17 protein-coding genes and 1 pseudogene are annotated in these 19,534 nt (G+C 63.7%); 11 read left to right on the plus strand and 7 right to left on the minus strand.

Features of this window, described 5'->3' with window-relative positions; all coding sequences use genetic code 11:
• The first annotated feature begins 104 nt into the window (after positions 1 to 104).
• From WDM24_RS29405 to WDM24_RS29425, 5 genes are all read left to right on the plus strand, one after another.
• Positions 105 to 1,601 (plus strand): AMP-binding protein, encoded by a 1,497-nt coding sequence (locus WDM24_RS29405; protein WP_338828267.1) that lies wholly within the window; start codon positions 105 to 107, stop codon positions 1,599 to 1,601.
• A complete protein-coding gene (locus WDM24_RS29410; RefSeq protein WP_166305459.1) occupies positions 1,598 to 2,242 on the plus strand; it encodes a TetR/AcrR family transcriptional regulator in 645 nt (214 codons plus the stop codon). The genes WDM24_RS29405 and WDM24_RS29410 overlap by 4 nt, the downstream gene beginning before the upstream one ends.
• Positions 2,239 to 3,012: an SDR family NAD(P)-dependent oxidoreductase gene (locus tag WDM24_RS29415; protein ID WP_338828268.1), complete on the plus strand. Its 774-nt coding sequence runs from the start codon at positions 2,239 to 2,241 to the stop codon at positions 3,010 to 3,012. Before WDM24_RS29410 ends, WDM24_RS29415 begins: the two co-directional genes overlap by 4 nt.
• A 9-nt stretch (positions 3,013 to 3,021) precedes the next feature.
• Entirely contained in the window at positions 3,022 to 4,944 is a 1,923-nt protein-coding gene (locus WDM24_RS29420; protein WP_338828269.1) for an NAD(P)/FAD-dependent oxidoreductase, read from the plus strand.
• Between the two features lie 502 nt (positions 4,945 to 5,446).
• Entirely contained in the window at positions 5,447 to 6,079 is a 633-nt protein-coding gene (locus WDM24_RS29425; RefSeq protein WP_338691055.1) for a 2-hydroxychromene-2-carboxylate isomerase, read from the plus strand.
• Positions 6,080 to 6,112: 33 nt separating this feature from the next.
• Here WDM24_RS29425 and WDM24_RS29430 read toward each other — a convergent pair whose 3' ends face one another.
• The 3 genes and pseudogenes from WDM24_RS29430 to WDM24_RS29440 all read right to left on the minus strand — a co-directional run.
• Positions 6,113 to 7,123 carry a glutathione S-transferase N-terminal domain-containing protein gene (locus WDM24_RS29430; RefSeq protein ID WP_338828270.1) on the minus strand — a complete coding sequence of 337 codons (1,011 nt, stop codon included), beginning with the start codon at positions 7,121 to 7,123 and terminating at the stop codon, positions 6,113 to 6,115.
• A complete protein-coding gene (locus tag WDM24_RS29435; protein ID WP_338828271.1) occupies positions 7,120 to 8,253 on the minus strand; it encodes a M81 family metallopeptidase in 1,134 nt (377 codons plus the stop codon). Before WDM24_RS29435 ends, WDM24_RS29430 begins: the two co-directional genes overlap by 4 nt.
• 62 nt (positions 8,254 to 8,315) lie before the next feature.
• Positions 8,316 to 8,684: pseudogene (locus WDM24_RS29440) on the minus strand (M81 family metallopeptidase); the annotation flags it as partial.
• A 125-nt stretch (positions 8,685 to 8,809) separates the two neighbouring features.
• Between WDM24_RS29440 and WDM24_RS29445 the strand changes: the two are divergent.
• The 3 genes from WDM24_RS29445 (at position 8,810) to WDM24_RS29455 (ending at position 12,001) form a co-directional block, all read left to right on the plus strand.
• Complete coding sequence (locus WDM24_RS29445; RefSeq protein ID WP_338828272.1) at positions 8,810 to 9,604, plus strand: class II aldolase/adducin family protein; 795 nt, start codon at positions 8,810 to 8,812, stop codon at positions 9,602 to 9,604.
• 112 nt (positions 9,605 to 9,716) lie between these two features.
• Positions 9,717 to 10,655 (plus strand): GAF domain-containing protein, encoded by a 939-nt coding sequence (locus WDM24_RS29450; RefSeq protein ID WP_166305438.1) that lies wholly within the window; start codon positions 9,717 to 9,719, stop codon positions 10,653 to 10,655.
• 881 nt (positions 10,656 to 11,536) lie between these two features.
• Positions 11,537 to 12,001 carry a GNAT family N-acetyltransferase gene (locus tag WDM24_RS29455; protein WP_166305435.1) on the plus strand — a complete coding sequence of 155 codons (465 nt, stop codon included), beginning with the start codon at positions 11,537 to 11,539 and terminating at the stop codon, positions 11,999 to 12,001.
• Between the two features lie 28 nt (positions 12,002 to 12,029).
• On the opposite strand, the gene WDM24_RS29460 is transcribed toward WDM24_RS29455, so the two are convergent.
• Entirely contained in the window at positions 12,030 to 12,662 is a 633-nt protein-coding gene (locus WDM24_RS29460; protein ID WP_338828273.1) for an invasion associated locus B family protein, read from the minus strand.
• A 98-nt stretch (positions 12,663 to 12,760) separates the two neighbouring features.
• On the opposite strand from WDM24_RS29460, the gene WDM24_RS29465 reads away from it, so the two are divergent.
• Positions 12,761 to 12,883, plus strand: a complete 123-nt coding sequence (locus WDM24_RS29465; RefSeq protein WP_283843193.1) for a hypothetical protein — start codon at positions 12,761 to 12,763, stop codon at positions 12,881 to 12,883.
• A 130-nt stretch (positions 12,884 to 13,013) separates the two neighbouring features.
• Here the strand turns inward: WDM24_RS29465 and WDM24_RS29470 are convergent, their stop codons facing one another.
• On the minus strand, positions 13,014 to 14,000 hold the full coding sequence (locus WDM24_RS29470) for an NADPH:quinone oxidoreductase family protein (RefSeq protein WP_338828274.1): 987 nt from the start codon (positions 13,998 to 14,000) through the stop codon (positions 13,014 to 13,016).
• A 1-nt stretch (position 14,001) separates the two neighbouring features.
• On the minus strand, positions 14,002 to 14,766 hold the full coding sequence (mddA, locus tag WDM24_RS29475; protein WP_338828275.1) for a methanethiol S-methyltransferase: 765 nt from the start codon (positions 14,764 to 14,766) through the stop codon (positions 14,002 to 14,004).
• 97 nt (positions 14,767 to 14,863) lie between these two features.
• Between mddA and WDM24_RS29480 the strand changes: the two genes are divergently transcribed.
• Positions 14,864 to 16,399 carry an alpha/beta fold hydrolase gene (locus WDM24_RS29480; protein WP_338828276.1) on the plus strand — a complete coding sequence of 512 codons (1,536 nt, stop codon included), beginning with the start codon at positions 14,864 to 14,866 and terminating at the stop codon, positions 16,397 to 16,399.
• Positions 16,400 to 16,657: 258 nt separating this feature from the next.
• A complete protein-coding gene (locus WDM24_RS29485; protein WP_338701464.1) occupies positions 16,658 to 17,692 on the plus strand; it encodes an AI-2E family transporter in 1,035 nt (344 codons plus the stop codon).
• Positions 17,693 to 17,782: 90 nt separating this feature from the next.
• On the opposite strand, the gene WDM24_RS29490 is transcribed toward WDM24_RS29485, so the two are convergent.
• Complete coding sequence (locus WDM24_RS29490) at positions 17,783 to 19,501, minus strand: metallophosphoesterase family protein (protein ID WP_338828277.1); 1,719 nt, start codon at positions 19,499 to 19,501, stop codon at positions 17,783 to 17,785.
• Positions 19,502 to 19,534 lie beyond the last annotated feature (33 nt).

Below are 19,534 nucleotides of genomic sequence, written 5' to 3' on the forward strand. Positions count from 1 at the left end.
CAATGTTTTCAGAGCAAGGGGGGTGACGTCAAGCCAAAGATGAATTACGATTCATAGTTCATCTAGGGAGAAACGGCGCCGGAAATCGGCCCGACGGGCGGCAAATGATCAATCTTTCCAGCTTCATCGCATTTCATGCCAGGCGGACTCCGGACCGCTGTGCGCTGAAATATCGCGGCGAAGATGTCTCCTATGCCGACTTTGATCTGCGCATCCGCCAGGTCGGCGGCTGGCTCGCGGCGCGCGGGATCGCGCCCGGCGATGTCGTCGCGGTCCTGATGAAGAACAGTTCGGCTTTTCTCGAGCTGGTGTTCGCGACCAGCCATATCGGCGCGGTGTTCCTGCCGATCAATTTTCGCCTGTCGGCCGATGAGGTCGGCTACATCGTCGGCAATTCCGGCGCGCGCCTGCTCGTCGCCGACGAGGAATTTGCCACCATCGCAGCCGGCGACGCGCCCGTCGTTTTGCTTGATGAAGGCGCGCAGGCCAGCATCACTAATCTCGCGCCCGATATCGCACTGGCGCCGATGCATGTGCGCCAGCCGCGCGACCTGATGCGGCTGATGTACACCTCGGGCACGACGGATCGTCCCAAGGGGGTGATGCTCACCTACGAGAACATCTACTGGAAATCCGCCGACCAGACGCTGGTGCTCGGGCTCAGCGCCGACACGCGGCTGCTCATCGTCGGCCCGCTCTATCATGTCGGCGCACTCGACCTGCCCGGCATTGCGGTACTTTGGCACGGCGGCATGCTATGCATTCACCGCACCTTCGAACCGGAGCCGGCGCTGGCCGCGATCGAGCGAGAGAAGCTGAACGCGGCGTGGTTCGCGCCTGTTATGACCACGGCCCTCCTCACCTCCCCGAACCGCGAGCGCTACGACGTCTCCAGCCTGAGATGGGCGATCGGCGGCGGCGAGAAGACGCCGGAGCTCCGCATCCGCGCCTTCTCGGACTATTTCGGGAATGCGCGCTACATCGATGCCTACGGCCTCACCGAAAGCTGCGGTGGCGACACTTTCATGGACGCGGGCCGCGAGATCGAGAAGATCGGTTCGACCGGCCGCGCCATCGCCCATGTCGAGATCGAGATCCGCGACGATGCCGGCAAGCGCCTGCCCGCCGGGCAGAATGGCGAGATCTGCCTGCGCGGCCCGAAGGTCACGCAGGGCTACTGGAAGGATCCCGAAAAGACTGCATCCGCTTTCTTCGGCGACTGGTTCCGCACCGGCGACGTCGGTTACCTTGATGACGACGGCTTCCTCTATCTGACCGACCGCAAGAAGGACATGATCATCTCCGGCGGCGAGAACATCGCCTCCTCCGAGGTCGAGCGCGTCATCTACGAAATGCCTGAAGTGCGCGAGGTCGCAGTGATCGGCCTGCCGGACGCGCGCTGGGGCGAAAAGCCGGTCGCCATCGTGGTGCTGGCCGATGGCGCGAAGCTCGACCTGCCTGATCTCACCGACTTCTGCCGTTCGCGGCTCGCCGGCTTCAAGGTGCCGCGGCAGCTGATCATCCGCGACAGCCTGCCGCGCAATCCATCCGGCAAGGTGCTCAAACGCGTGCTCCGCGCCGAACTCGAGGCCATCGCATGACACAAGCGACATCCGCCAAAGTCACCAAGCTCAACCGGGTCGAGCGCAACGCCTGGACCAAGCAGAAGATCTTCGACGCCGCGACCAAGATCGTTGGCAAATACGGCTACGCCGAAGCCTCGGTCGCCCGCATCACCGAAGCCGCCGGTGTCGCGCAGGGCACCTTCTACAATCATTTCGAGAACCGCCAGGAGCTGCTAGACCAGTTGCTGCCGAAGATCGGCCTCGACATGGTCCGCTTCATCCGCGCGCGAACCGGCACCGCCAGCGCAGCCCGGCAGGAGATCGAGCGCTTCAGCGCCTTCTTCGATTTCATCCGCGAGGTACCGGAATTCCTGCGCATCCTCAACGAGGCCGAGTTCTTCGCGCCGATCGGCTACCAGAAGCATTTCGACAACATCTCGAGCGCCTATCTGCGGATTCTGCAGCGCGCGCGGGCCGCGGGAACCACCAATAATTTCAGCGACGAGGAATTCGAGGCCATCGTCCAGGTGTTGATGGGCGCGCGCGGCTATCTCAGCCGCCGCTATTCCTACTCCGAGCAGGGCGTCACGGCGGTGCCCGACTATGTCATCTCGGCCTACCAGAAACTCGTCACACGCGGCCTGTTCACCACGAGCGACAAGGGAAGAAAATCATGAGCGCCGACGGCACCATCCTCGTCACCGGCGGCAGCCGCGGCATTGGCGCGGCGACCGCAACGCTGCTTGCCGATCAGGGCCATCGCGTCGTCATCGTTGACATCGCGCCCGAACCGCTGGCCGGAACGGCGGCCATCCTTTGGCCGGCGCCGTTCGACGTCGCGAGCGAAGGCGCCGTGGTCGCCGGCATTGCCGATATCGAGAAGGCGCACGGCCCGATCACCGGCCTCGTCAACGCGGCCGGCGTGTTCGGCAAGATGCACACGATCGAGCGGGTGCGGATGGAGCAATGGGACCGCGAGGTGAACATCGACCTGCGCGGCACCTTCCTGGTCGCGCGCAGCGTCGGCGTCGCGATGGCGAAGCGGCGGCATGGCGCGATCGTCAACGTCGCCTCGGTGGCCGGCATGACGTCGGGTCCGATCCACGCCTATACCGCGGCAAAGGCCGGCGTCATCCAGATCACGCAGACGCTCGCCGCCGAATGGGGCCGCGCCGGCGTCCGCGTCAACGCGGTGTCGCCCGGCTTCACCCGCACGGCCGCGCTCGAGGCCGGCATCGCGTCGGGCGCCCTGAGCAGGGACCTGCTGACGCGCCCGACCGCGATGAACCGGCTGGTCGAGCCGATCGAGGTGGCGCAGGCGATCGCCTGGCTGCTCTCGCCGCAGAGCAGCGGCGTGACCGGCATCAATCTGCCGGTCGACGCCGGCTACATCGTGGGCACCACCTGGGCCGCCTATGGCGGTCTGCCGGACGCTCCGGCGAGCTGAGGACAACGCATGAACATCGAGCTTTCGCGCAAACACCTCGATCTGTCCTCCGCCATCGCCGAGGGCGACATCCGCGTGCTGCTGATGGTGCTGGTGCACATGACCGGCGACGAGAAGTGGCTCGAGCCGCCGTACAAGCCGAAGCGCGACGTCCGCCTGATCCCCGATCCGGACGCCGGCGTGCCGAAGGAAATCCAGGACGAGATCCGCGCCGCCGTCCTCAACCTGTTCGCGAACGGCATGCCGAAGCCCGTCATCACCGATCCCGGCAACGAGCTGATGCTGCGGATGATGCGCGCGACGCTCGGTGAGAACGTCGCACCGGAATACGCCCCGCTGATGCGCGAGGAAATGGCTTTCACCCCGCGCGATGCGCGCTGGCGCGAGCGGCCCTCCGACGGGCGGCTGGCGCAGCAGCATGTGCTGATCGTCGGTGCCGGTGTCTGCGCGATCGCGCTTGGCGTTGCGCTCGGGCGGCTCGGCATTCCCTATACGATCGTCGAGAAGCAGGACGAGATCGGCGGCACCTGGTACGTCAACCGCTATCCCGGTTGCGGCGTCGATACGCCGAACCACTCCTATTCCTTCTCGTTCGGCGCCCACAATCCGTGGACCCGCTATTTCGCGCAGCGCCAGGAATTGCTCGACTATCTGCTCAAGGTCGTGCTCGAATACGACATCCGCAAGCACGTCCGTCTCAGCACCGAGCTCGTTGCCTCCTACTGGGACGAAGCCAGGCGGCGCTGGATCTCGACCCTGAAGACTGCGAGCGGCGAGGAGACGTTCGAGTCCACCGCGCTGGTCAGCGCGATCGGGCAACTCAACGATCCCCTGCCCGCTCGCTTTGAGGGAGACGACGATTTTGCCGGTCTGAAGGTCCATTCGGCGCTGTGGTCCGACGACGTCAAGCTTGACGGCAAGCATGTCGCCGTGATCGGCACCGGCGCCACCGCGATGCAGCTGGTGCCTTCGATCGCTGACCGCGTCGCCTCGGTGACTGTCTACCAGCGCACCGCGCAGTGGGCGCGGCCGGTGAAGGGCTATTCCGATCCGATCACCGAAGGCGCGCAGTGGCTGCTCGCCCATCTGCCGTTCTATGTGCAGTGGTATCGCTTCAACATGTTCTGGCGTTACGGCGACGGGTTGCTGCCGTTCCTGCGCAAGGATCCGGCCTGGCCGCATCCGGACCGTGCCGTCAACAAGGGCAACGACCGGCATCGCCAGGAACTCGCCGACTTCATCCTGTCCGAGCTGAAGGATCGCCCTGACCTGATCGAGAAGTGCATGCCGACCTATCCGCCTTACGGCAAGCGAATCCTGCTCGACAACAACTGGTTCAAGACCCTGACCAGGCCGAATGTCGAGCTCGTCACCGACAAGATCAACCATTTCGCTGCAGAAGGAATCGTCACGGCTGACGGCAAGTCGCGGCAGCACGACGTCATCGTGATCTCGACCGGCTTCAAGGTCTCCGAGATGGCGGCGCGTCTCAACATCACGGGACGCGACGGCAAGACTCTCAGGCAGGCGTGGGACCACGACAATCCGACCGCGTATCTCGGTCTCACTGTGCCTGACTTCCCCAACCTCTTCCTGATGCTCGGGCCCAATTCGGGACCTGCGCATGGCGGCAGCGTGATCTTCCAGTCGGAGTGCCAGAGCCGCTATATCTCCGCCTGCCTCGTCGAGATGATCGAGAACGATATCGCTGCGATCGACGTGCATCCTGATGCGCATGATCGGTACATCCGCGAGGTCGATGCCGAGCATGAGCAATTGATCTGGACGCATCCGGGCATGACGACCTACTACCGCAACAGAAGCGGCCGCGTGTTCTCTGCGATGCCGTGGCGGTTCGTCGACTACTGGAAAATGACGCACGATCCGGATTTCACGCAGTATCGCCAGACCAAGTCGCGACAGGAATCCTGACCTGAATTACCCCTCTCGTTAACTTGACAGGCGACCATAACTGCCGCAGCATTTCGCTGACTGCACCTGTTGGGGTGCGGGAGCGCCTGCTCCCCGCGTCGCAGGAATTGACGGACGATTATGGGATCGGCCGCCAGGCAGCAGAAGCGGACAGAGGTCCGTCGGCCCACCCTTGGAGAGGAGCATGACGCCACCGGCGAAAGCCAGCGACCTTGCTCGGCAAGGTCTCGGTGCACGTGAGGCGAACAGCAGCTGCTAGCCGCGTGTACCGCCGACAATCTGAACATATCCGCAGGACAAGAGCGCAAAGGCCAAGCGCTTTTAGGTCCAGAATCACCACTGGTCTACACCAGAGATCCTTCGCTAAAACGAAGTAGCAGGGCCCCGCGATGCTTGAATGCACCGGGGCCCATTCGTTTGCCTGCCATCTCCCCTTCGTCACCCCGCATTGCGCCACCGCCGTGGATCGGGAACAATTGTCGTGACGGGATGAGGAACGCCGATGGAAAAGCCGCTTGTACGGATCTACACCGACTACAAGTCTCCCTACGCCTATGTCGCCAACAAGCGACTGTTCGAACTTGAGGAGACCTACGGCGTCGAATTGGAATGGCTGCCCTACACGCTGCGCATTCCTGAATTCATGGGCACGGTGGAGGCGCGCACGCCGCACTTCTGGCGCAAGGTGCGCTACGCCTATATGGACGCGCGGCGGTTCGCCAACGCGCAGGGGCTCACCATGAAGGGCCCGCGCCGGATCTATGACGCGTTCTACGCCAGCGCCGGGATGCTGTTCGCACAGCGTCACGGGCTGTTCCGGCCCTATCATGACACGGTGTTCCAGCGGTTCTGGAACCATGAGCTGGAGATCGACGAGCTGTCGGAGATCTCCGGCGTGATTGCCGCGGTCGGCGGTTCCGCTGAGGCGTTCGAAGCCTATGTTCGCGGCCCTGCGCGCGCGGAGCATGATCGCATCATCGACGAGGCCGAGACGCTCGGCGTGTTCGGCGTACCCAGCATGGTGTTCAACGGCGAGCTGTTCTGGGGCGGCGACCGCATCGACATGCTGATCGAACGGATCAAGCGGCCGGAGTCGATCGCGGTTGCGCTTGGGAGCAGGCACCACCGGACCTAGGTGCCGGGTGTTTGGAAGCCGCCTCCTGATCAATCAGCCTCCATCCAGGATGGCCCAGCATCCCGTGCGTTCCAGCACGGGCCTCAACGCAGCGCGATCGCCGGCATCGAGCGCGGCAAACTTCTCGCGCAGCTGCTGCAGGCATTTGACCTGATATTTGAACGCCGCCAGCGCGTAAGGCAGCCCCCAGACGTTGATCTCGAGCCGCTCGAGGCCTTTCGCGAATGCATCCGCATTGGCCGCCAGGAACGGCAGATAGAGCTCGCCCGCGATCCGCAGCAGCGCCTCGGCGAACCCGCCGAGCGCCTGCTCGCGCGGATACCATTTGCCCTCGACGCCGGACGCGTCATCGAGCCGGCGCACCCAATGGTCGGTGAACGGAGCTTGCTCGCGCATGATCTGCATCGGGGTCGGGTCGGTCGCCATCTCGCTGAGCTGGCCGAACCAGGCAAAATCCGCCAGCGACGGCCGGCTGCCGAACAGATAGTTCGTCATGCCGACATGCGGCTCGAACGCCGCGAGGGTCCGGCGATAGCTCTCCTCCAGCAGCGGACGGTTCTCGTCGGTTGCGCCGAGAATGACCATGCGCGAAATCTGACGCTGTCGGAACTCCTCGATCTCCTCGCGGCTGCCGGCTGCGGCGTCCGACGTGGACCATTCCTCGCCCGCCCAGCGCGACACATAGGCCTGATCTTCCGGATCCCACCAGCGATAGAGAAACAGCGGCTTGACCGCCCATTCGTCGGCGAGGTCCTCGAGCAGGTCGCAGACGAACGCGACGGCCTTGTCCTCGGGGATCACCGAACGCCCCTGGTGGCGCGCTTCCAGATCATAGGCGAGCGTCGTGGTCTCGCCGCGATAGCTGCCGTCGGGATATTGCAGTACCGGGATCAGCATCGGCTTCAAATGCGCGGTCGCCGCGCGCAGCGCCTTGGTCATGATCACCCAGTCATGCGGAATCCGCCGGTAACGCAGCAGCGCACGGAGCTTGATCGCATAGGGCGACGCGGTCGATCCGATCAGGCGATAGCGGCCCTCGGTCATGACGACGTCTCCGAGAACGCCGGATTGCCGTACGGATAGAACTGCGCAAGATCGACGTTCTTGTAAGGCAACTTGTCGAGACGCGTCGTGCCAAGGAAAGGCTGCTCGGGCTCGACCAGCAGGATCGTCTGGGCAAAACCATTGTCGTCGAAGCCGCGGCGGAAATGGACCCGCGACTTGATCGCCATCACATCGAAGGCGCCGATGTCGGGGACCAGCGCCTTCAGCGAGAACGGCTCCATGACCTGCACCAGATAGGTGGAGAGGACCAGCACATTGTTGCGCCCGAAGCGCACGCAGACCCAGAACTGCCCGTACCCTTCCCCGGCGGCGGTAATCGTCCCCTGAATACGAACCGGCTCGCCCGCCGACTCGTCGGCGCGGCCGCCGATCGCCATGTCGAAGGCATCGCCGGCCTTGGCGCCGACGGCCTTCAGCGCTGCAGTCGCCCTGCCATCCGCGATGGTCGCGATCACCGTGTTGGCGAGGTCCTGCGCGATGATCTCGCGCAGCAGCCAGGTGGCCGATCCCGAGCGGTCGCTGTGATCGGCCAGCACCACCGGCGTGTTGCCATCAGCGACGGCCTGCTTGGCCAGCGCGACGCCCTCGGTGATGCTGTGGAGCTTGGTCGATTGCAGCAGCGCCTCGCGCAACCGCCAGATCGTTCCGGCGAGGTCCCGCGCGACCTGCTCGGCGAGTTTTGGATTGTCGTTGGTCAGGACCTGCACGGTCATGCCGACATCGGGAACATCGGCGAACGGGAAGCCGAAGAAGATGTTGACATAGACGTCGACCTCGCGGGCCTCCCAGACCAGCGCGCGCTGCACCAGATCCATCCACGGCCGCGCCCCGGTCCATTGCAGCACGGTGGGCGAGATCACAGGAACCTTGATGGTCCGGTGCGTTGGCTTGTAGTCACCGCGGATCGCCCGCACCAGCACGCGCGCGGCCCGTTCACCCTGCAGATGGGCGTCATAGTGCGGGAAGTATTTGACGGTGAACGCCATGTCCGCCTGTTCGAGGAACGCCTCGTCCTCATTGCCGTGAAGGTCGAAGGTTGCCGCGATGAAGGCAGAGCGGCCGACCACCTCGCGCACCTGCCGCGCCAGATCGGCCTCCGGCCGCGGCACGGCACGCCATGCACGGCCATGGCGCCGTGCAGACACAGATAGACGCCGTCGAACGACCCCTCCTCCTTCAGTCCGGCCATCATCTTGCCGACGAAGGTGCGATAGGCGCCCTCGGTGATCCAGCCCGATCCGGTACCGGTCTTCGGCCAGAGCGGGGATTCGATGCCGACCAGCTCGACCTCGGAGAACTCGCGCGCGACCTGCACGAAGCCGCCCATGTAGTTCCTGGGATCGAACTGCAGCAGCGCCTCGCCGCTCGCCGGCGAGCCCGGATAGATGAAGTCGTCGAGCGTGGTCTCGTTCGGCAGGAACGAGACGGTTTCGTGGGAGAAATGCAGGACGGCGATACGTATCTTGCGTTCGCTCATTTTGTGCGCCTCGGCTGTTTTTCCGTATCCTGACATCGAAGGCGCGGCGCGCCAATGCCGCATTCGGTTTTTGCCCGCCAGCCCTGCAAATACGCAGACGCGCCACAGCTTGCCGCCGCGCCGATTCTGCTATGGTCCACGCCAACAATCGGGCCGCGGCCCTGCAGATGTCTTGAGGAGAGAACGCCATGAATCCCCCTGTCAGCTCGCCCGCGATCAAGGTCGTCAAATCGGTCCGCGAGCAAGTCAGCGCCGAGGAGTGGCAGGCCCGTGTCGATCTCGCCGCCTGCTATCGGCTGACGGCGATGTACGGCATGACCGAGATGATCGCGAACCACATCTCCTGCCGCGTGCCAGGCACCACCGACCAGTTCCTGATCAACGCCTATGGCATGCTGTATGAGGAGATCGACGCCTCCAGCCTGATCAAGGTCGACGTCGAGGGCAACACGCTGCTCAACGCCACCGACTATGACGTCAACGTCGCCGGCTTCGTCATTCACAGCGCCATCCACATGGCCAAGCACGACATGGACTGCGTCGCGCACACCCACACGCCGGCCGGCATGGCGGTCTCCGCGATGGAATGCGGCCTGCTGCCGCTGGCGCAGACCTCGATGCGCTTCCTGCACATCGCCTATCACGATTTCGAAGGCATCGCCGACAATGTCGACGAGCGCGAACGTCTGGTCCGCGACCTCGGCGACAACGAGGCGATGATCCTGCGCAATCATGGCCTCTTGGTCGTCGGCAGCACCGTGCCCGCCGCCTTCAACGTGCTGTTTCGGCTGGAGCGCGCCTGCCAGACCCAGGTGATGGCTTTGTCCTGCAACACCAAGCTGATCTATCCGCCGCGAAACATCCTCGAAGACACCTATGAGCGGATGCAGCCGAAGCCCGGCCGCGCCGCGCGCAACGGTGAGCTCGCCTGGCCCGCTTTGCTGCGAAAGCTCGATCGCGTCGATCCGTCGTATCGGGACTGAGGCGAAATCGCGCCTTCGCATCAACTTTGGGCGTCGCTTGCCCGCTATTTGAGCGCACGCTTTGTCGCGAGATCGCCGATGCTAGCCCTCGGCGAGGTGGCAGGTGCGTGCGATGAAAACCTTCATTCGCGTTGTTGAACTGTGGGTGCCCGATAAAACCCGGACGCGGCTGGAGTTCGGCGGCAGCCTCCACAGCGGCGAGTTCACGGAGTTCAACGCGGTCAGCGAGAACGCACTGTTCGCCTATGACGAGGGCCTTCCCGGCAAGGCCTGGGCGAGCGGCCATCCGGTCATCCTGACCGAATTCGCCAATTCCTATTTCAAGCGAACCGACGAGGCGCGCGAAGCCGGCCTGACCTGCGGCGTCGCGCTTCCGGTGTTCGCCGGCGAATTCCTGATGGCGGTGATGGTGCTGCTGTGCGGTGACGACAGGAAGCATGTCGGCGCGATCGAGCTCTGGCACAACGATCCGGACAGATCCCACGAAATGGCGCTGGTCGACGGTTACTACGGCACCGCCGACATGTTCGAGTTCAACTCGCGCCACACCAAATTCCCGCGCGGCTTCGGCCTGCCCGGCCGGACCTGGAAGGCCGGCATGCCGCTGATCATCAAGGACCTGCACAATGCCAAGGGATTCCTGCGCTGGGAGGACGCATCCGAGATCGGCATCAATTGCGGTGTCGGCATCCCCTACACGACCGGCGACCAGACCTGGGTGGTGACATTCCTGTCGGCCCAGGCGACGCCGATCGCACGCCGGTTCGAGATCTGGGTGCCGAACGAAGAGCGGTCGGCGCTGGTGTTCCACACCGGCGATTGCAGCGAGCAGTCCGACCTCGCCACGCTCTACGCGGCAAAGACGATCGGCCGCGGCGAAGGCTCTATCGGCGGCGTATGGGCAACCGGCATGCCCGCGCTCACCGAACATCTGAAGCAGGATCAATCGATTGCGGCCGCACTGGCGCGCGCCTCCGGTATGAACCACGTGGTCGCGCTGCCGGTGATCGAGAGCGCCCGGCTCAAGGCCGTGCTGGCCTGGTATCTTTAGGGGGCGGAAGGATCGTCCGTCACCGCCTGGATATAGCTCCATCACCGTCATCCCCGCGCAAAGGCTTCGCCTTTGTCGCTGGAGGCGCGAGCGGAGCGAGCCTCGAAGGATGTGCGGCCCCGCTGGTGGCCGTGCATCCTTCGAGACGCGCGCAAGAGCGCGCTCTTCAGGATGACGGTATTGGCCTGATTTGACTGTCAAACAGCTTGGTGTCATCACCAGCGCATGCGGGTGATCCAGTATTCCAGAGACGCCAGTGCTTGAGCCGAGGAGCCGAGGCGTACTGGATCGCCGGTCGAGCCGGGCGATGACAGTGTGGGTGGGGACGCGACTTCGCGTTCTCGCGACATGAATTGCCCGAGTCTTGCTCTTCGTTTCGCCCTCTCACTTGCAGAGGGCGCAGGGAAAGCCGGGTGCCGATCGCACCCATGGGCCCCGAGCAAAGGGCGAAAGCTCGGGGGTAGGACCACAGGTGTAACCGAACAATCCGGCTTTCCCTGCGCGATGGGTTACGGCTTACTTCGTGCTCTCCCCGGCGAGACTGGGCTTGTTTGTCACCGCCTTCGCAAGACGTAATTGCGTCTTACAAGGGGACACCGGCCGCTAGGGCGTCAGGACCACACGACTTCACCGTCCGCGTCATGCGCACTCGTCAGTTGCACAATCGACGTCCACCGCATCTCACACCGCGTTCGTGACGACCGCGAAGCGCCCCTCGATCGGGTGAGACGGGCGGAATTGGACCACTGAGTTGCCCGACGACGGAAGCGCCGATTTGCCCGTCGGGTTGATTTGTCGCAGGACCGGTTACGCCATCGCCAACCCGCCCGCCGTCCTCGCGTGATTTGCCTGCGGGGCGCGTTTTCAACTAAGGTCGCCGGATGGACATGCTCGTCAAGCTCTATGCCTTGCCCGATTCCCAGCCCGCCTACGATCGATTGCTTAAGGCCGGAATTGTGATGCGCCGTGCGCTTGCCCCCGAAAAGCACAAGGTCGTGGCCTGGGTGCGGGAGACATTCAGCGAGGCATGGGCCAGCGAAACCGAGGTCGCGTTCAGCTGCCAACCGGTCTCCTGCTTCATCGCGATCCAGCAGAAGAAGATCGTGGGATTCGCCTGCCACGACGCGGCCTGTCGCAACTTCTTCGGTCCGACCGGTGTCGCGCCCAAGGCGCAGCAGGGCGGAATCGGCAAGGCGCTGCTGTTCGCCTGTCTCGAGGACATGAAACACCAGGGCTTCGGCTACGCCATCATCGGTGGCGTCGGCCCGGCGGAATTCTATTCGAAAGCCGTCGGCGCGGTGGCCATCGAAGGCTCCGCGCCGGGGATCTATCGGGGACTGCTGTAGCTGCGCCTTTGCGCGGCGCGCATGTCGATCAGCTCCCGAGCTGAATGGTGCGCTCCAGCGCCCCGCCGAAGCCGTTGAGGGGGACGTTGAAGACGACAGCCTGCCCGCCGTTGATGTTCTGCGCGGCAACGGTGAGCGTCTTGGCCTTGCTCATGGTGTCGGTAACCACTGTTGGAAATGATACCGGAAGCAAACAGCCTTGCGCGGTGCACGTGGAGAAGCGCGTCTGCTCCAGATCCTTGCCGTCAAGCTTGACGACGGCCCCGGTATCGAGCTTCAGCCCAAACGGCATCAATATGTTGCCTTCCGCCTTTCCGTCCCTGGGAATCAGTTCGATGGCGAAGATCTGCTGATTGGTCTCCTTGGAGAGCTGTGTCTGGCTCAGGGTACACAGCTTTGCACCACCGTCGAGCAGGCATTTGACGATCCAGTCTCCATAAGTCTCGCTGATCGCGGAAGCGCCCTTGGGAAGCTGGACGGGGCGGACCACGCCATCCGCCGCGGAGGTCTGGCTCCGCGTCTCGATCGGAATCGAGACGGTGCCCCCGCTGGCATCCGATTTATCGGCTGTTCGGGCGGCTTGTGCCGAACCGATGCCGGCAAGGACGACGAGAGCGACGATCGCCCGAAGACGCCTGTCCGCAGCGCTTACTCTCACCATGCATTCGCTCCAGCACGATACATCTCGAAACCGATTCCGGCTATACGTGGGTATATTTCCCACGTAGATGTGCTACGTGTACTTGGAGAACCGCAGACATGCAAGAGATTATCGCCGCCAGTGTGATCGTCGCGATCGTTGCATTCTGCGGCGGGTATTTTTGGGCAGTTGCGCGTGAAGTCGGGACCTCGAACAAGCAACAGCGGAAATCGCAGCGCTGACCGGCGATCCGCACCACGCGCCGCACAGCCCGGATGGAGGAGCGAAGCGATACCCGTCGTTCCAGCCTCCGATGCGGCCTGGTGGTAGCGCTGCGCTCCACCCATTCTACGAAGTTCGCGCAGAGATCGGTCAAAGGTCTTGTCTGACCTGCAGCACAATTCGCCCCATCGCGCGCCGGTTCGCAACCAGGCTCATCGCCTCGCCGGCACACTGGAGCGGAAGCACCCGGTCGACCTGCGGCCGCAGCTTGCCCTCGCCGACCCATGCCATGACGGCTTCCGTCGCGCGGGCCGCTTGTTCCGGACAACGCTCCATCCAGGCGCCGACAAAGACGCCGACGACCGAATAGTTCTTGAGCAGAGGCAGATTCATCGCGAGCGACGGGATTTCGCCGCTGGTGAATCCGATTGGGAGCAGCCGACCGTTCCAGCCCATAAACCTTGCAAGGGTCGCGAACAGCGCACCGCCGATATTGTCGACGCAAATGTCGAGGCCCTTGTCCCCCGCAAGAGCCTTCACACGTTCACGCACATCTTCGCGCGAATGGTCGACGATCTCGGCAGCGCCATGCGCGCGCACCATGGTCGCCTTCGCAGCACTGCCCACGACGGCAATGACCCGCGCGCCCATCAAATGCGCCATCTCGACGCAGGCGAGACCAACTCCGCCGGCAGCGCCCGTCACGAGCACCGTCTCGCCCGCCTGCAGGCGCGCCCGCTCGATCAGGGCGTACCAGGCCGTGAGATAGGTGTGCAGCACTGTTGACCCCACGGTGAAATCTACGTTGGCCGGCAGCAATGCGACGGTGCTCTCCCTGGCAACCATCCGCTCCGCAAATGCACCGAACCAGTTTCCGCAACTGACACGGTCGCCGGGCCGGAAGCGCGTGACCCGGTCACCACAAGCCAGCACGATTCCGGCAGCGTCCGTTCCCGGTACGTAGGGAAGAGCCGGCCGCATCTGATAGCCGCCGCAACTCATCAGATAGTCCATGTAGCTGACGGACGCGGCATGGACATCGACGAGAACCTCGTTTGCTGCCGGGCGCGGTTCGGCGATCTCGGTGAAGCTCAGGTCTTCGATACCTTTGAAGGCCTTGCAGACAATGGCGCGCATATCAGCCTCCGTGGCGGGTTTCTGGAGCGATCGGGGCACCGCCAGGAAGACGCGGCAGCAGCATCGGAACGCGTTGGCGATACTGCTCGTAGCTGGCGCCGAATACTGCAACCAGGTCCCGTTCCTCGAGCCTGACGCCGATAAGGATGTAGCCGGTGGTCGCGACGGCAAACAACAGATGCCCGGCGGTCATGTGTGGCGTCGCCCAGAAGGCGAGCAGCAGACCCAGCATCAGCGGGTGACGGACCAGCCGGTACAATGGCGGCGTCTTGAACGCTGGCATGCGATCGGCTGCTCCGCGTAGCGCGTCGACGACCTGGCGCAATCCAAACAGCTCGAAATGGTCTATCTGGAAGGTCGACATCAGCGCGATCAGCCAGCCCATCCAGAAGATTGATGTCAGCATTACTTCCGGCCAGCCCTCGACGCGCCAGACTGTCGCGACGATCGGGCGCCACTGCCAGAAGATCAGGATCAACAGAAAGCTCGAGATCAGCACATAGGTGCTGCGCTCACAGGAAGCCGGGACGATGCGCGTCCAGCAGCGCTTGAAGGCTTGACGCGCCATGACGCTGTGCTGGATCGCGAATACGCTGAGCAAAATCGCGTCGATCGCGAGCGCTTGCGCTAACCCGCTGTCCGGTCCGACATCGATCGTCTTCGGGACAAGAAAATTGCCGATAAAGGCCGGCGCATAGGCAAATGAAACCGAGAAGACGAGGTAGCTCGCGAGGCCATAGATGAGGGCGACGGCGCGTCCGGTCATGACGTTTCTCCAGAAGGTGGCGGCGCAATGCCCCCGGTGCTAGCATCGCGGCGTCCCCTGAGCGTCCCCGGACGCCTTCATCGAAGATCGCATCGGTATGGCTTCGTTCAGCGTCCGGACGCTCGGATTTCCGGAGGTTCGTTGTAATGACCGCCTGCGCCCGGTGGCGCTGCGCAAGGGACTTGCACTGCTGGTCTATCTGGCTGAGGCGAAAGGCCCGGTCGGACGCGATGCGATTGCGACCATGTTGTGGCCGGAAAGCCCCGCCGAGGTGGTAAGAGCCCGGCTGCGTCGGCTGTTGCATCGCCTGCAGCTCGCGCTCGGCGATGTCATCGCATCCGACAGATCCACAGTTCGATTATCGGCGGGGATCAAACTGGACATCGATTCACGCCTGTTTGAACAGGCTTGCGATCGCGGCGAGTTCGAGCGCGCCTGCGGTCTCTATCAAGCCGATTTCCTCGACGGCTTCTCGCCCGGCGATTGTCCGCAATTCGACGAATGGGCGTTCTTTCGAAGAGAGGCCTTGCGCGGCCGCGCGATCCAGGCGCTCGAGCGGGTTGTGCAGGAGAAGCACGCGGCGGGCGACTATGCCTCCGCCGCCGCACATGCCGGCCGTCTGGTGGCACTCGATCCGCTCAGCGAAATCTATTCCCGCCACTTCATCCGCAATCTCCTGCTGGGGGGCGACAGGGCCGCGGCCGAGCGCCAGCTCAAGGCGCTGACGCAGCGTCTGCGCAACGAACTCGACGTGGCGCCCGAAGCCGAGACCAGCGCGCTGCTCGAGGCCGGCGCCGCGGAGCCGCCGACGACGCAATATGTCAGCGGAGGCAACGTGCATCTCGCATTCCAGACCTATGGCAAAGGGCCCACCGACGTTCTGATGCTGCCCGGCTTCGTGTCTCATGTCGAACGGGTCTGGGAGGACGCAAGGTGCCGAGCCTTCCTTTCCTCGCTTGCGGCGATGGGCCGTCTCGTCCTGCTTGATCGGCGTGGCGTCGGCCTGTCCGACCGGGTCGGGTTCACCCCCAACGCCGAGGCAACTGCGCAGGACATCCGCACCGTGCTTGATGCCACGGGCTCGCGCCGGGTCGTGCTGTTCGGCGCATCCGAAGGCGGACCGGCCTGCATCAGGTTCGCCGCCGATCATCCCGACCGCGTCGCCGGACTAATCCTGTTCGCTTCGCTCGCGAAGGGAAGTGCCGCGCCCGACTATCCGCATGCGTTGAACGCCGAGCAGTATGATGCGTGGCTGCAGCAGCTCGTTTCGGCCTGGGGCGGCCCTGCCGGTATCGAAACTTTTGCGCCGAGTCTGGCCGGCGATGCCAAGGCGAGGGCCTGGTGGGCCGGCCTGCTTCGTGCGGCCTCGAGCCCTGGCGCCATCAGGGGCGTGCTGGAGACGCTGCGCGACACGGATGTACGACATCTTCTGGGGCAGGTTACCGTTCCGACCCTGGTGCTTCACCGCCGCGGCGACCGAGCCGTCCGAATCGGTGCCGGCAGACATCTCGCCGACAACATCCCACACGCGCGATTCGTCGAGCTCGACGGCGCCGACCACTGGGCTTTTGCCGGCGATCGACAAGCGGTGCTTGACAACGTCAGGCAGTTCGTCGACGACCTCGCCGAGTAGTGTTGTCAGGGCAGCCGCAGCGCTGACCGACGATCCGCACCGCGCGCCGACGGTTGAATGTTTGATCTTCCCTTCCGATTTCAATTGCACACGCCTGGCGATCGCCGCGGTCCTGCGCATCTGGCAACGTACGTAGGAACATGGCACACTTGCGATGGGTCGTACCTTTCGCGAGGTCTCCGTCAGCTTGACGGAGGTGCCGGCCTCGTCGCACTGCGAGACAGACTGACAATCTTTGTGTTCTGGGAGAATCCAAAGATGGGTGGCGGGTTGAAGATCACGACCGGCATCATCGCCGTGGTGCTGGTCACTGCGGCGGTGGCCCAGGCGCGCAGTGTGCTCGCCCCGCTTGCGGCCGCCCTGTTCATCATTGCGATCGTCTGGCCCGTTCAGAAGCGGCTTCAGTCGTGGCTGCCGAAACTCCTCGCGCTCGCCATTACGGTCGTTGTTACGGCTGCAACCTGCGTCGCGTTTGCTTCGCTGGCGGCATGGGGATTCGGCCGCGTCGGGCGCAATTTGATTGCGGACGCGGCGCGGTATCAGGCCTTCTACGACGCCGCAGTGATGTGGCTGGACGGCCATGGCGTCTCATTCGCCGGCCTTTGGGCGGAGCACTTCAATGTCGGCTGGCTGCTGCGCACCACTCAATATGTCACGGGTCGCATCAACACCACGTTGAGTTTCTGGCTCATCGCGCTGGTCTATGTCGTGCTGGGACTTCTCGAGGTCGAGGACGCTGGTCGACGAATTGGGCGGCTGGAGAATCGCACAGCTGCGCGCGTCTTGCTCAAGGGCAGCAAAGCCACGGCCGCGAAGTTCCGCAAATATATGCTGGTGCGGACGCAAATGAGCGCGGTCACCGGTCTGCTGGTCGGCCTGTTCGCTGCCGTGACCGGACTGCCATTCGCTTTCGAATGGGGCGTGATCGCCTTTGTCCTCAACTACATTCCTTTCATCGGCCCTTTCATCGCGACGCTGTTCCCCACCCTGCTGGCCATGACGCAGTTCGACAGTTGGCCTGCGGTGTTTGGTGTGTTCGCCTGTCTCAACGTCATCCAGTTCGTGGTCGGCAGCTATATCGAACCGCGGGTGGCCGGCTCGACGTTGTCGATCTCGCCGTTCCTGGTTCTGTTTGCGATCTTCTTCTGGAGCTCACTTTGGGGCCTGTTCGGGACCTTCATCGGCGTGCCGATCACGCTCGCTATTCTGACCTTCTGCGCCGAGTATCCCCCGGCCGCTTGGATCGCCGATCTCTTCGGCGGATCACACGAAGACAAGCCGAAAACGGCCTAGAGCCGTTCCGATGGAATCGGAACGACTCTAGATTCTTGTTTTGACGCGTCTTCTTCACGCGAACCGGTATCCACTTCGCTCGAAAACGCTCTAACTCTTGGCAATCTCCACCCGCTCGGGCTCGGCGAGGCAGAGCTTCCGGTCCGGCCCGACCATCATTCTGTGGATGTAAAAATAGCTGGCTGCATCATCGGCCCCCATCACCGGCGACGGGGCCGAGACGATCTTCGATGCACCACATGTACCGATCCAATCGATATGACGGTGACCGTGCATCACAACCGAGCGGTCGGAAAACCTTTGCAGCCTGCGCACAAACCAACTGCCGTTGATCAACGCCGTCCCAATGCGCTCGGCGAACGTCTTCACCGGCATGGGATATTCCATCAGGTGATGGTGTAGGGCGATGGTCCAGTACGCCGTCGGGAAATGACGGATCGCAGCCTCCAATCGCCGCGTTTGCGCCTCCGAAACCAAACCGAGCGCGTTCGTGAAGGAGAAGTGGGTTTCGGCGTTGGAGTTGAGAACGGCGATCCCGAGGCCGCCGTCCCCGTCCGGCGGCACGATCATTGGAAACTGATCATCGAACAGGCCGCGGAGCGCCGCTGCGCGGCGCACGCCCCCGTGCTGCGCAAATTGCGTGATCCGATCATAGGAGGGCGCCAGTGCCTGGTTCAGCGTCGCCGATGGCTTGCCGGAACCATCGATGACGCGCACGCGATCACCCTGGACCGCCGCGATCGCCGATAGGGTACGCATCTGCCGCAGCCGCTTGCTTGGGCTGAACGGCAGGTCGAGACGCGCCGGATTGGCGCGATCCACGACGTTAACGTCATGATTCCCCGGAAGCATGATGATGCGTGCGGCAAGGTCGGGATGACCTGCCAATGCATCGAGAAATTCCGCCCATTCGCCGGGCCGGCCGGCATCGGTCATATCGCCGCTGATCAGCACTTGGTCGAGCGGATCAACGGCGTGAATTTCGGCAAGCCGAGCCAGCACGCGATTGAAGCGTTCGTTTCCTCGCGGACCGGCCGTCCCGCTTTCGATGCGGAAGCCGTATCGCTCGCCGACCACGTGAAGATCGGACAGATGTGCAACGCGCCAGACGCGGCCTCCTGACGGCGTCGCGTCGAACCCGGCAAGGTCGGCCGGTTGATCCATGCTGGCGTCGGCCACACTCCAGGCCAGTGATGCCACCGCAAGATAGCAGGACACCAGCACCACAGCGTTCGCGAACGTCGGCACCACAAGATGATGGATCAGAACAAGGTCATTGATGGTCGCCTTCCATTGCGAAGCAGGCCAGGCCACGACGGCGATCAATGCCGCACCCGCAGCGAGCAGTATGCCGGCGCCGACGGAGCAACTGCGGCGCAGCCGCATGCGGGAGGCAGGAGTTGCGCCGGAGTGCCAGAATAGCTCGGCCAGATGGCCCAGCGCCTCGCGCGCGAACGCGTAGCTCGGCTGGACCGCGAGTGCGTTAAGTGACCAGAAGCTGGTTTCCGCGATTTGAAACAGCGGTCGCCCGCCGAGCCATCCTAACGCCGCGATCACAATGAGCGCCAACACGGCGCCCGCTTCGGACAGTGCAAGAGCGTGTTGGGAAAGGCCCGAAATCCAGGCGGACGCGACCAGCGGCGCGAGGCCGAGTAGCACGCCCGGAACCAGAAGCGAAACCGTCCAGGCGAATAACAGCTTCGCCGGGCTGATCTCAACGAGAAGGCTGCCCACGATCGCGAACAACGAACGCTGTTCGGGACTGGCGGCATCGTCCTCAAAGTCACCGTCGCGGGGGTCAAGCAGCACGCTGACGTCCCTCCGTAGGATGGGTGGAGCGCA

The organism is Bradyrhizobium sp. 27S5 (assembly GCF_037217225.1).
Classification (GTDB): Bacteria; Pseudomonadota; Alphaproteobacteria; order Rhizobiales; family Xanthobacteraceae; genus Bradyrhizobium; species Bradyrhizobium septentrionale.